The sequence below is a fragment of the Pseudoalteromonas sp. genome (assembly GCF_018402495.1).
In the GTDB taxonomy this organism is placed as follows: Bacteria; Pseudomonadota; Gammaproteobacteria; order Enterobacterales; family Alteromonadaceae; genus Pseudoalteromonas.
This window is the reverse complement of record NZ_JAGYIU010000001.1, coordinates 1,042,847-1,055,198: the sequence shown is the minus strand read 5'-3', so window position 1 is coordinate 1,055,198 and position 12,352 is coordinate 1,042,847. Positions and strand designations below refer to the sequence as shown.

The following is a 12,352-nucleotide window of genomic DNA, read 5'->3' as shown; positions in this document are numbered from 1 at the left end:
TAATCGTGTTTGATTTTGTACGTTATCATTTTATTAGGTCATTTTTATGTCAGTTGAAATTGCATTTATAGGTTTAGGCGTAATGGGTTATCCCATGGCAGGGCATTTAGCAAAAGCGGGGCATAATGTGTGTGTTTACAACCGTACGCCAGCTAAAGCGCAAAAATGGGTTGAAGAGTTTAACGGACGCTTTGCATCGACTCCACGCGAAGCGGCCAGCGGTGCCGACATGGTATTTATGTGCGTAGGTAATGACGACGATTTGCGCTCAGTGGTATACGGCGATGATGGTGTGTTAGCTGGTATGCACGAAAATGCAATTTTAATCGATCATACCACCACCTCCGCTGAAGTGGCGCGTGAAGTATCTGAAAAAGCGGCTGTTCAAGGTATTGATTTTATAGACGCCCCCGTATCTGGCGGTCAAGCTGGTGCCGAAAACGGAGTATTAACCGTAATGGCAGGTGGAAGCGAAGCGATATTTGCTAAAGCACAACCTGTTATGGCGGCATTTAGCCGTTTTAGCCAGCTTTTAGGTGAAGTAGGCTCAGGGCAATTATGTAAAATGGTAAATCAAATTTGTATTGCGGGTGTGGTGCAAGGTTTAGCTGAGGGTTTACATTTTGCTAAACAAGCTGGGCTTGATGGCGAAAAAGTAATTGAAACCATTTCTAAAGGTGCGGCCGGTTCATGGCAAATGGAAAACCGTTACAAAACAATGTGGGCAGGCGAATACGACTTTGGTTTTGCTGTAGATTGGATGCGTAAAGATTTAGGCATAGCCCTAGATGAAGCTAAAAATAACGGTGCAACGCTGCCAATGACGGCCATGGTTGATCAATATTATGCTGATGTTCAAGCTCTTGGCGGCGGTCGATACGATACGTCAAGCTTACTTGCACGCATAGAAGCACTGCATAAAAAGTAACATTGCACGTGTAAAAATTAAAAGCTGCGCTTTTCACGTGAGCAAGCTCTACGTCTACCCCAAAATATAGATTTATGGTTGTTTTGTAGACGCGAAGCTTGCTTGCGTGATGGGCAGGGCCATAAAAGTTAATTGTTCACAAAGAGGCGAAGAGGCGCTGCGCTTTTAGAGGGAGTGATAAACATAAACAATAAATGTTGGTTTATGTTTTCTCATTTACTTCTCATTCGCTTCTCTTTGTGGATTAAGCTTTTTGGTGGTTCAGTTACTTAAAACAAAAACGCGACACTTTATTGTTAAAGCGTCGCGTTTATCATGCCTTATATAAACTAAAGCAAATTACATACTTTGTGCGTAGTTATACAGGGCTTTTAAAATTGTAAGATTTTTTTCGCTGTCGTCATGTTCGTGCGCTAGGTTTTCAAGAGTGATCATAAAATCCTGCGCGCTGATTGACGGTTGATCTTCGCCATGCATTAACTTGTTTTGACAATATTGACGCCACTGGTCAAGCTCTTGCTGATTAAGTGTTTGTGGCCAGTTACGCGCACGGTATCTAAACAACAAAGTATTAAATTTAGGATCTTCAAATTCAAGCTTTAAACTTGCCAAGTCTTCAGGTTTTGCATCACGAATAATCGCAAATTTAGCTTTATCAGCATGGCTAGTAAAGCCATCATATAATAAGTAATCTACGTTCGTGGTGGCGCTGTAATCGCCTTGCTCATTAAATACTTCAGTGACTTTATCACGAAGCTCAGTATGGGCTTTTAAAATAGCTAAATTTGCCAAGCATTGCTCACGATCTATACCTAAACGAGCCGCGTTTTCAGGCAGTAGCGTTTTAGCCGGCGCTAAAATAGGGCACTTGTTTAAATGTACTAATTTTAAACCGACAGGTAAATCACCCTCAGCTAAATCAATCCGCTTGGTGTACAAACGTTTACGAAGTTCTTCTACATTTAAATCAAGCAGCACTTGCGGGCTTTGGGTTAAATCAAAACAAATAACCGCGTTTTTATTTACTGGATGAAAACTCATAGGTGCTACCCACGTTGTACAGCCTTGGCTTGCTGAAAAACGAGACGAAGTATGCACTAATGGCGTCATGTTAAACACATCAACCAATTCTGCGAGCGCTTTTTTACCACGAAGACTAAAAAAGAAGTTGTACAACTTAGGCTGCTTTTCTTTTATTAGTTTTGCGAGCGCAATAGTAGCTGTAACATCGCTTAATGCATCGTGCGCTGCGCCATGTTCAATGCCATTAGCGACAGTTAAATGCTCAAGTTTAAAGCTAGGGCTACCATCTTCTTTTAACGGCCACTCAATGCCTTCAGGGCGCAGCGCATAACAAGCACGCACTAAATCTATAATATCCCAACGGCTGTTATTGTTTTTATATTCACGTTCATACGGATCGTAAAAGTTACGATAAAAGCTATATCGACTTACTTCATCATCAAATCGAATACTGTTATAGCCGGCTACACAGGTATTGGCTACGCTAAATTGTGCATGAATTTTGGCAATAAATTCAGCCTCAACTAAGCCTTTTTGCATTGCTACTTGCGGCGTTATGCCGGTGATCAAACACGCCTCAGGGTGGGGTAAATAATCCGCTTGCGGCTTACAGTACTCAATAAGCGGCTCGCCAATAATATTTAAATCAAGATCGGTGCGTATACCTGCAAACTGGCTCGGCTTATCTTTTTGCGGGCTAGCCCCCCAAGTCTCATAATCGTGCCAGTAGATTGTAGGTTGGTTTTGTTCTGGATAAGCCATTTAAACACCCTGTAAGTTAGCTTGAAGCGGTTGACACACCGCCAAGTTACTAAATTTATGAATTATTTAGATTATGGCATAGGGGAGTAGAGGTTTGTAGATTTAGATTAAAAATGTTATCAAAACTCAACCTTGAGATTTCACATATTATAAAAATTACTTATGGTTTAAATCTTATTATTAATAAAATTATTTAGTGTATTATTACATTTTTTTAGATATGTGTTACGGAGGTTAGATAGTGTTGAGCAAAGGATTAGAAACTGTAAGAAAAATAACCCCGTATTTGATTCTGTTTGCTTTGTCTGTATGTTGCTTGTTGTTGTTGAATGAGTATAGGGAGGCATTTCCCATTCGTTCAAATACACAAAGCGCATGGAATAATACTGCAACAATAATGAATGGTTTAATTTCACCTTTTCTTGCTTTAGTAAGTATAGTTTTACTTTGGATGACCTGGGTAACAACAAAAAGTGAAATGAAATTAACGAGAAACTTGCTAAATCTACAATTAAATGAAGAAAAAAAGAAAAACTCTCTAGAAATTTTTTCTCGCAGAATTAACAATTTAAACGATAAGATAAATAAAAAAATAGATTTAAGGACGTCCTCAAACGTTGCTAATGATTTAATTAACTTATTACATGGAAAAGTTAGTGCTGCTGATAGGATTAGTTTATCAAAATTACTGACTAATAATGTTTGTGATAATTTTAATTCAGGAAGTGGCGAGGTTACAGCTGCTGAAATGGCTTCATTGATTTTTAATAAAGACTTTTATGTAAGTACAGCACTGCATCGTTATGTTGTGTCTATAAATGAGGAAATTAAACCTGATTTTGAACGTTGTTTAAAAATGAAAGATAAGGAAGAGTGTTTAAATATACTTTTAGGCTATCATTTTTGTTTAAGTAATGAATTTAAGATAATAAATAATGCGTTATCAAGGTTAATAAATAATATCTACCAATATGATGAAATTACTAAAAATGAGCTTTTCGAAGAGTTAGCATTAAATTTTGATATGGAATTGGCTAAAGCAATTATAAGAATGCCTAGCAGTGAAATAAATGAAGAGGCGAAAATAGTGATAAGAAAAATGTAGAGATAAAAATATGTTTTGATTATTAACACGTTACAAAAAAGGTTAATGTTGTATTTACGAGCTTAGGTAACAGTCGCTTAGTGCCTAAAATTGTTATAGGTGCAGGGCTGGGGGAGAAAAATAATGGTTCTGAATTTATGTGCTTACTGGCGGCCGATGCGGCATTGAGTCTTAAAAAGCGTTTAGAAAAAGAGAAAAAATAAACGTTAAAAATCATTATAAAGCCCTAGCTTTAATTGCTAGGGCTTTTTTTGTGGTATCGCTTTGTAAGCGGTGAGTTTAAAACTTTGGACACAATGCGTTGCTAAAGCCTTTTTCGGTTAGTAAAAAAGGTGGTATTTGGTGTTGTAAATATGTATCCCTCGTGAATAAGAAACGCAATAGTTCCTTTAATTTCTTCACCTTGTTTATCTGATGTATCTTCAATGATTTGCTCTGGATCTAATTGATATGGGCTTGGAAAATTATTATAAAGATGTTTAAAAATTAACGTTGCAATGGTGTTGAAAGTTGTGTTGTTTTGCATATGTTGTGGTCTTAAGTTTATTTTTAAAATAATACTACATTAGTAATAAGGCCATAATCACCTTATTGTTTTTCAAACTTTAATTTTTGCAAGTTACTGCTTTTATTAACAAAAGCGATGATTAATTTTCATATTTACCATGCAAAAAAGTGATTTGAGTGTTGCTAGTCTGTTGTGCAAAATTACAAAGTGTAATTGAAGAGTTGTAAAAATAAGTTATCATTGTAAAACAACATGTAAAATCAAGCAGGTACTTAGCTCACGCTGACCAAGTTCGAGTTAATAATATCAACAAGGCAAGCAAGGACAAATTATGACACCTATGAAACCTTTAGCACTGGCAGTGGCTATGGTTGTTTTTTCACATCCGGCACATGCAGATACAGATCTTGATAAGGTTAAACAGCAATTAAGTAGCTTACAAAAGCAAGTTGAAAGCTTACAAAAACAACTTGCAAAAGCAGAGCAAAATAGCGAAGAAGCAATCAACCGTACCATTGAAAGCAAAGAAGATGTTGCTGAAGTTAAAGTGGCTAAGCATGAACATAAACCCCAAGGTATTAAAGTTGGTGGTGCTGTTCGTACCAACTACAGCCATACATCGTATGATGATGGAAATAAAAACCGTGGTGGCGATTTTGATTTTGATATATTTCGTCTAAATTTTTCAGGTGACGTGGGTAATGTAAAACTAAACGCTGAAATTCGCTTTTTCGATTACATGACCGCGGTAAAATATGCCTATGCTGCGTACGACTTTGCAGATGACTGGCAAGTTCAGGCAGGTATTACTCAGGTTCCTTTTGGTAACTGGCCTTATAACTCCCACAACTACTTTTTTAGTACAAATTACTATGTTGGTTTAGAAGACGATCACGACTTAGGTGTGTTATTTAAACGTAAAATTGCCGATAACTGGCAGCTTGATCTTGGTTTTTTCAAAAATGACGAATTAGGTGGGGTTGATGGTTATGTGAGTGACCGTAGCGACCGCTATTCCTATGATATTGTCGGTTTTAGAGAGGCGGGTGATGGCGTTTACGACGAACCTGGCAATCCTATAGGCGAATACAATACCTTTGTAGGACGTTATGGCTACCATATAGAACATGAAGGTGGTAAAACAGAAGTGGGTGTTTCTGCGCTTGCCGGTGGTTTACATGATGGAAATGATCGCGCAGGTGATTACAACGCATGGGCATTACATTTAAACAGTAATATGGGCCCTTGGAATTTCCAACTACAACATGGTGAATACAATTACGATATTGATGATGTAAATCGCATTGCGGTAGGTGCTTACGCGTTTTACGATAGCATGGCTGCTGAGGCAACAATGTCGAGTGCAAACGTGGCATACAGTGTACCGGTGCAATGGGGCGCTGTAACTAATCTTCAGTTTTATAACGACTATAGTGCTATTTACGATAAATCAGATAACACAAAAGATACCTGGATGAACGTAACGGGTGTTTCAGTGGCGGCAGGTGGTTTATTCACTTACTTTGACTTAGTACATGGTAAAAACATGCCGTTTGTTGGTGGCTCTATTGCCGGTGACAGCAGCGAAACCGAGCGTCGCTTTAATATCAATATTGGTTATTATTTTTAATAGTTAAATTGCAGCCGTGTTTGTTACTTGCGCATAATTAGCTAATTTCGTCGTATAGATGCAAACACGTGCTGCTTTATATGAGTGCAGGCTTTAATATTAACTCTTTGCTACTTAATAATTTGTAGCTTAGCACATTAAAATTTTAGTCTACAAATGTCAGCATATCCTAAAGTTTATAGGTTAGTTTTTTTCACTTATTGGTTTGTTTTTAATCGTTTGTCGAGATTAAGTAAACACTCTAAAGTTTAGTTGTCGGCAACAAGCACGACTAACCAAATAGGAAACTAATCATGAAACGTTCACTTATCAAAACCATCGCTCTTGGCTCTTTATTAACTTGCTCAGCTGCTGTAATGGCTGAGCAAAGTGACTACAAGTTAATGGTTATTGAAGAGGCTGCAACAGCCCCACAAGAATTCGAAGTTGCATTTAACAGTTGCGCATTAAATGTAAAATCAAAAAATTACAGCCAAGCTGAAGAAATCTGCTCAAAAGCGATTACGTTATTAAAGCAAAGTAAAGGCCCGCGTTTTAAAGTACGTGAGCTGACTTCATTTGCTTTGAGTAATCGGGGAGTAGGGCGTTTAATGGCTAAAAACGAAACTGCTGCATTATCAGATTTTTACGAAGCACAGCAAATGTCTGGTAACGAGTTAGTGTCGCATAACTTAACGCGCGCTAAGCAAGATCTTGCTCTATAACGTTTATTACTGATTTAAAAAGCCCATGCTAATTTAGTGAGCGTGGGCTTTTGCATTTATGTAGTTAGCTTAGTAAATTATTATTGATTAAAAGATGAGTCAATTTTTTTAACCCTTTGCCTTTATTTGTTATTTTCCATGCAAGATATAACTCTTGTAATGGGCGTGGTTCGGTAAGTTCCACAACATGCAGTTTGTTAGCTTTTACATGCTCAGCAATAAGGTTTGTAGGTAAATAACCAATACCAATAGCGGATAAAATAGCGGTTATTTTTTGGCTTACAGAACTTACATAAAAACGTTGATTACCTTCGATTAAATTAGCTGACCACGGAATGCTCTGCTTTGCGGAATCATGTACTATAACCGTAGTGTATTGACCAAGTTCGCTGGGCTCAATGGGTGTTTTTAGTTGCGCTAACGGGTGGCTAGGGTGAACCACCAGAACATTTTGAATATCTGCTATTTTTACTGCTCTTATTCCTTTTTGATTGGGAACGGGAGCCGGCGCGCCAATTAATAGGTCAACATTATCCTCAATTAAAGCCTCCCATGTGCCATTGAGTACTTCTTCTTTAACATCAATTTCAATATTTTTATGTTCATTTAAAAAAAGTTGCAAGCTCTTAAATGTGCCACTCATATCAAAAATAGAGTCATAGGCAATACGGATCCGTGGCTCCCAACCATTGGCTATAGTTTGTGTTTGCTCAGACAAACTATTTATAGCATTGAGCACTTTACGCCCCTCGGTTAGTAAATGTTTACCTGCTGGGGTTAAAACCGCACGACGACCTTGGCGTTGAAACAAAGTTACATTTAATTGCTCTTCAAGTTTATTAACAATATACGACAGGGCTGATGGCACTTTATTAAGTTGCTCTGCAGCGGCGGCATAACTGCCACGATGCTCAATGGCGTCTAATACCAGTAAAGCCTCAATGCTGATAGGGGGTGTATTCATAATAATACCAAATATTAACTGTTCAAAATATTTGAACATATAGAGTAAATAATAGGGGTTATTTAATTCTAATTCAACTTATACAATGGCTGCATACTCAATACATATCATGTAGGTTAACACTATGACGACTAAAAACATCTTTAACATCATCACAAAAACTGAACAGTCTTTTGCAGCACTACCATTAAGGCTTATTGCGGGGTTAGTGTTTAGTGCACATGGTGCGCAAAAATTATTTGCATGGTTTGGCGGCTACGGCCTAGAAGGCACCGGGCAATGGATGGAATCGATTGGCTTAGCGCCTGGGTATTTAATGGCATTAATGGCAGGCAGTGCTGAATTCTTTGGAGGCACATTGTTGCTTATAGGCTTACTGGTGCGTCCTGCGAGTTTTGTACTGGCTATCACTATGGTGGTTGCTATTTTTACCACGCACATAGATAACGGTTTATTTATGAGCAACAACGGCTATGAATTTGCGTTATCGCTGTTAGCTATTACCCTAGCTCTACTGATCCAAGGAGCTGGAAAGCTATCTGTTGATGGAAAAATTCATAGCAAATTAAATCAATAAGCTGATCACATAAGTGACTAAACTTTAAGCTGCCAATCTACGTAAGGTTGGCACATTCTATAAATTAAGGAGACGGACATGGGATTACTTGTTAACGGTGAATGGGTCGATAAATGGTACGATACCGAAAAAAGCGACGGTAAATTTGTACGCCAAGATAGCCGCTTTAGAGATACGATTTCATCAGCGCAAAACAGTAAATTTAAACCAGAAGCGGGTCGTTATCATTTATATGTGTCGTTGGCTTGTCCTTGGGCGCACCGCACCATTATTTTTCGTAAATTAAAGCAGCTCGAAGACATTATTTCTATGAGCATTGTTGAAGCTCCGATGATGGAAAATGGTTGGGAATTTGGCGAGCAGGGCGATCCACTTTATAACTTAGATTACGCTTACCAATTGTATTTAAAAGCAGACCCTAGCTATGAAGGGCGTGTTACCGTGCCTATTTTATGGGATAAAAAAACGCAAACTATTGTAAATAATGAATCAATAGAGATCATTCGTATGCTTAATAGTGCGTTTAATGAGCTCACTGGCAATACTGATGATTATTATCCAGAGCCACTTCGTGAAGAAATCGAAGCCGTGAATAACCGCGTGTATAACACTATCAATAATGGAGTATATAAAGCCGGTTTTGCTACAACACAAGAGGCTTACAACGAGGCTTACACCGCACTATTTGATAGCTTAGACTGGTTAGAAGCACGATTAGCAAAACAGCGTTATTTAGTAGGCGATACTCTCACTGAGGCCGATTGGCGATTATTTACAACCCTCATCCGCTTTGATGCGGTGTATCACGGGCATTTTAAGTGTAACCGTCAAAAATTAAGCGAGTTTCACCATATTAGCAATTACGTTAACGAGCTCTACCAAGTACCGGGTGTTAAAGAAACAGTCGATTTAGAGTACACAAAGGTGCATTACTATGTAAGCCACTTAACGATTAATCCAACACAAATAGTACCGCTGGGTGCAAAGCATCATTTTGATGCTCCACACGACCGTGAACGTCAATATTAATTAATGTTTATTCTTTTTGAGGAAAGACCATGATCAATCATTATCCAAAGAACAGTTTAGGCAGTGCCGATCACGGTTGGCTTAAATCTAAACATCATTTTAGTTTTGCACATTACTATAATCCGGCACGTATGGGCTTTGGTACATTACGCGTTATTAATGATGATTGGGTTGCACCTGAAATGGGTTTTGGAGCGCATCCGCACAGAAATATGGAAATTATTAGTTTTATCCGCAGTGGTGCCATTACTCATCAAGATAGCATGGGCAACAAAGGGATCACCGAGCAAGGTGAGGTGCAGGTAATGAGTGCAGGCACCGGTATTACCCACTCAGAATATAACCTAACAGATGAACCTTTGACGTTTTATCAAATTTGGATTCAAAGTAATCAGCATAATGTGCAGCCCCGTTGGGAAAGTAAAAAATTTCCGACCGACGTAGCTAACGAGCTTACGCTTTTAGTGTCGGGTTATGCAGAAGATGCGGGAAATACTTTATTTATTAATCAACAAGCACGCATTTATGGTGGAAAGCTTGCAAAAGGTACCACCATCACTCAGCGTATTGATCATCAAGCTTATGTACTTGCATCTGATGGTGTATTTACTGTAGATGACAAAAACAGTGTAATTACCATGAACAAAGGGGATGGTACTGAGGTCACTCATGCTGATTTTATCACGCTAACTACAACAACAGAGTGTGAAATAATTATTATTGATACATTAGGTTAGGGCTCAGTAGCAGTCGCCAATAAGCGGGTTAGGTTACAAAAAAGCGTTAATTAAATTGTTTTTAGATTATTAAAAACCCAGCATCGGCTAAATAATGGTGTAGCAGGCACCGCGCCATTATTTATCTTTATTTTTATTACACTTATAAACATTATTCCCTTAAAATAGCGCTAATTGGTTTATTTTTATAAAGGAATTCTGCTGTTAATGAATTCTATTTTCCCCAGCGTATTTGGCCGCCTGTTTACCCCACACCTCGCTGTTGATATTAATCAACAAGGTTTAGTCATTAACAACAAAAAGCACACGGATACACTGAATTGGTGCGATTTAACCTCGCCTATTTGTTATGAATATGGGGTGCTTGGACAAACACTACGTTTTTCAACACAGTCTGGGCAGTATCGAGTGTGGATGAGGGCTTATGGCAGTCACCGAATACTTAAAGCCAAAACGGATCAGCTATGGGTCAATAATAATATTGAACCATTAAATCAGCTGCTAGAAAATATTAACCAATTTGCACATCATCAATTTTTGCGTCAATCCTATGTGGCAGATATAAAACAGCGCGTTAAACAGCAATACAACCGCTGGTTACCTTGGATAAAAAAGAGTGAGGCATTGGCACTTGTTAGTACGCAAATAAAACTGCTCGAACAATATAGTCAGTGGAGCGATTCATTAACTCGCTTTTTACAGCATAAATACACACAAACACAGTTGCAGCGTTATGCTGGTTTTTTCGATAACGTTGAAGCAAACCCACTTACTGAAAAGCAAAGACGGGCATGCATTATCGATGACGATAATAACCTCGTATTAGCCGGAGCCGGCACAGGTAAAACCAGTGTAATGGTGGCGCGAGCGGGCTATTTAGTTAACAGTGAGCAAGCTAATTACGATGATATTTTATTACTCGCCTATGGTAAGCAAGCTGCCAGTGAAATGGACGAACGTATTAAAACTAAGCTGAATACACAGGCTATAAAAACCGCTACTTTTCACAGTTTAGGTTTAACTATTATTACTGAGGTTGAGGGCAAGCCACCTAAAATATCTAAACTTGCTGAAAACGAAAAAGCTAAAATAAAATGGGTTGAAGGGTGTTTTGAATCGCTTGCTAATGCTAAGCCACAGTATGCTAAAGCATTGGTAAACTATATAAATAACAATCTTAATGACGTTAAAAGTGGGTTTGAATTAAGCACTGCAAAGCCTAGTCATATAGCGCTTCTAAAAGAGATAAAAGCTGGCGGTTATCTAACCAAATTAGCGACTTTATTTAGTCAATTAATTAGCGTGTATAAAACAGCAAATACAACCCCTAAATTCGGATAATAAGTGCAATTTCTCAGATTAGATGGCCAGCTGTTATAATTCGGCCATTTTCTCGCCAAAGGAAATTGCTTTAATGAAATATAAACAGCTGACACAAGAAGAAAGATACCAGATTTACGCGTTAATAAAAGCAGGAAATAACCAAAAACAAATTGCTGATGAACTAACTCGTTCACCGTCATTCATTTCAGAGAGTTAAAACGCAATAAAGGGCTTAAAGGCTATCGGCCTAACCAAGCCAATAATTTTGCAGAGCAAAGACGCAAATCATCTTTCAAAGCAAGTAAGTTAACAGATGAAGTTACTGAATGGATTAATAAATTGTTGCTTAACGGGCTTTCGCCAGAGCAGGTGGCAGGTCGCTTAGCTTTAGAGAAAAAGGTCGTTTTACATCATGAAACGATTTATCAATATATTTACAGGGACAAGGCTCATGGTGGTGAACTATATAAGACACTCACTCGTGCATGTAAAAAGTATAAAAAACGCTATGGAAGCTACGATAAACGTGGACAGATAGTTAATCGAGTCAGTATTGATGAACGCCCAAGTATTGTGGATGCAAAGTCTAGGATTGGTGATTGGGAGGGTGACACAGTGATAGGTAAAGGGCGTAAAAATGCCTTTGTCACAATGGTTGAACGTAAAACGTTATATACAATCGTTCACAGAATTGAAAGCAAACATGCGCAAATAACAGCCGATGCGCTGATAAAGTGTATGACACCATATAAAGATAAGGTTATTACCGTGACTTTAGATAATGGAAAAGAGTTTGCTTACCATGAGCATATTGCACAAAAATTAGAAGCGGATGTGTATTTCGCTCACCCATATTCATCATGGGAGAGGGGCATAAATGAGAATACCAACGGCTTACTCAGGCGCTTCTTCCCTAAGGGAACTGACTTTATGGCGCTAAGTGAGTCAGAAATACAGGCGGCAGTTGATAAGCTCAACCATCGGCCAAGAAAGACAAGAGGATATAAAACTCCTCATGAATTATTTACCGGGCAATCAGAAGTTCTGGTGGCTGCATAATGA

12 protein-coding genes and 1 pseudogene are annotated in these 12,352 nt (G+C 38.4%); 10 read left to right on the top strand and 3 right to left on the bottom strand.

What is annotated here, in order from left to right:
* Positions 1-46: 46 nt before the first annotated feature.
* Positions 47-928: an NAD(P)-dependent oxidoreductase gene (locus KG708_RS04865; protein ID WP_213608343.1), complete on the top strand. Its 882-nt coding sequence runs from the start codon at positions 47-49 to the stop codon at positions 926-928.
* A 339-nt stretch (positions 929-1,267) separates the two neighbouring features.
* Here the strand turns inward: KG708_RS04865 and sbcB are convergent, their stop codons facing one another.
* A complete protein-coding gene (gene sbcB, locus KG708_RS04860) occupies positions 1,268-2,713 on the bottom strand; it encodes an exodeoxyribonuclease I (RefSeq protein WP_213608342.1) in 1,446 nt (481 codons plus the stop codon).
* A 244-nt stretch (positions 2,714-2,957) separates the two neighbouring features.
* On the opposite strand from sbcB, the gene KG708_RS04855 reads away from it, so the two are divergent.
* Together KG708_RS04855 and KG708_RS17475 are read left to right on the top strand one after the other, a co-directional pair.
* Positions 2,958-3,818, top strand: a complete 861-nt coding sequence (locus KG708_RS04855; protein WP_213608341.1) for a hypothetical protein — start codon at positions 2,958-2,960, stop codon at positions 3,816-3,818.
* Positions 3,819-3,898: 80 nt separating this feature from the next.
* Positions 3,899-4,021, top strand: coding sequence for a hypothetical protein (locus KG708_RS17475; protein WP_301003233.1), 123 nt, complete (start codon positions 3,899-3,901; stop codon positions 4,019-4,021).
* A 101-nt stretch (positions 4,022-4,122) separates the two neighbouring features.
* On the opposite strand, the gene KG708_RS04850 is transcribed toward KG708_RS17475, so the two are convergent.
* Entirely contained in the window at positions 4,123-4,344 is a 222-nt protein-coding gene (locus KG708_RS04850) for a hypothetical protein (protein WP_301003232.1), read from the bottom strand.
* A gap of 313 nt (positions 4,345-4,657) precedes the next feature.
* Between KG708_RS04850 and KG708_RS04845 the strand changes: the two genes are divergently transcribed.
* Together KG708_RS04845 and KG708_RS04840 are read left to right on the top strand one after the other, a co-directional pair.
* Entirely contained in the window at positions 4,658-5,956 is a 1,299-nt protein-coding gene (locus KG708_RS04845; RefSeq protein ID WP_213608340.1) for a porin, read from the top strand.
* 293 nt (positions 5,957-6,249) lie between these two features.
* Complete coding sequence (locus KG708_RS04840; RefSeq protein WP_213608339.1) at positions 6,250-6,660, top strand: hypothetical protein; 411 nt, start codon at positions 6,250-6,252, stop codon at positions 6,658-6,660.
* Positions 6,661-6,724: 64 nt separating this feature from the next.
* On the opposite strand, the gene KG708_RS04835 is transcribed toward KG708_RS04840, so the two are convergent.
* Positions 6,725-7,624 carry a LysR substrate-binding domain-containing protein gene (locus KG708_RS04835; protein ID WP_213608338.1) on the bottom strand — a complete coding sequence of 300 codons (900 nt, stop codon included), beginning with the start codon at positions 7,622-7,624 and terminating at the stop codon, positions 6,725-6,727.
* Positions 7,625-7,748: 124 nt separating this feature from the next.
* Here KG708_RS04835 and KG708_RS04830 point away from each other — a divergent pair, with 124 nt between their 5' ends.
* The 5 genes and pseudogenes from KG708_RS04830 (at position 7,749) to KG708_RS04810 (ending at position 12,349) form a co-directional block, all read left to right on the top strand.
* Positions 7,749-8,201, top strand: a complete 453-nt coding sequence (locus KG708_RS04830) for a DoxX family protein (RefSeq protein WP_213608337.1) — start codon at positions 7,749-7,751, stop codon at positions 8,199-8,201.
* A gap of 78 nt (positions 8,202-8,279) precedes the next feature.
* Complete coding sequence (locus tag KG708_RS04825; protein ID WP_213608336.1) at positions 8,280-9,230, top strand: glutathione S-transferase family protein; 951 nt, start codon at positions 8,280-8,282, stop codon at positions 9,228-9,230.
* A 29-nt stretch (positions 9,231-9,259) separates the two neighbouring features.
* Positions 9,260-9,967 carry a pirin-like bicupin family protein gene (locus KG708_RS04820; protein WP_213608335.1) on the top strand — a complete coding sequence of 236 codons (708 nt, stop codon included), beginning with the start codon at positions 9,260-9,262 and terminating at the stop codon, positions 9,965-9,967.
* Between the two features lie 207 nt (positions 9,968-10,174).
* Complete coding sequence (locus tag KG708_RS04815; RefSeq protein WP_301003229.1) at positions 10,175-11,308, top strand: UvrD-helicase domain-containing protein; 1,134 nt, start codon at positions 10,175-10,177, stop codon at positions 11,306-11,308.
* Between the two features lie 73 nt (positions 11,309-11,381).
* Positions 11,382-12,349, top strand: a pseudogene (locus tag KG708_RS04810) (IS30 family transposase).
* Positions 12,350-12,352: the final 3 nt, after the last annotated feature.

Bases quoted from the DNA above. Each gene is read 5' to 3' on its own strand.
- KG708_RS04865 (WP_213608343.1), top strand. From the start codon at position 47: ATGTCAGTTGAAATTGCATTTATAGGTTTAGGCGTAATGGGTTATCCC.
- sbcB (WP_213608342.1), bottom strand. From the start codon at position 2,713: ATGGCTTATCCAGAACAAAACCAACCTACAATCTACTGGCACGATTAT.
- KG708_RS04850 (WP_301003232.1), bottom strand. From the start codon at position 4,344: ATGCAAAACAACACAACTTTCAACACCATTGCAACGTTAATTTTTAAA.
- KG708_RS04845 (WP_213608340.1), top strand. From the start codon at position 4,658: ATGACACCTATGAAACCTTTAGCACTGGCAGTGGCTATGGTTGTTTTT.
- KG708_RS04840 (WP_213608339.1), top strand. From the start codon at position 6,250: ATGAAACGTTCACTTATCAAAACCATCGCTCTTGGCTCTTTATTAACT.
- KG708_RS04835 (WP_213608338.1), bottom strand. From the start codon at position 7,624: ATGAATACACCCCCTATCAGCATTGAGGCTTTACTGGTATTAGACGCC.
- KG708_RS04830 (WP_213608337.1), top strand. From the start codon at position 7,749: ATGACGACTAAAAACATCTTTAACATCATCACAAAAACTGAACAGTCT.
- KG708_RS04825 (WP_213608336.1), top strand. From the start codon at position 8,280: ATGGGATTACTTGTTAACGGTGAATGGGTCGATAAATGGTACGATACC.
- KG708_RS04820 (WP_213608335.1), top strand. From the start codon at position 9,260: ATGATCAATCATTATCCAAAGAACAGTTTAGGCAGTGCCGATCACGGT.
- KG708_RS04815 (WP_301003229.1), top strand. From the start codon at position 10,175: ATGAATTCTATTTTCCCCAGCGTATTTGGCCGCCTGTTTACCCCACAC.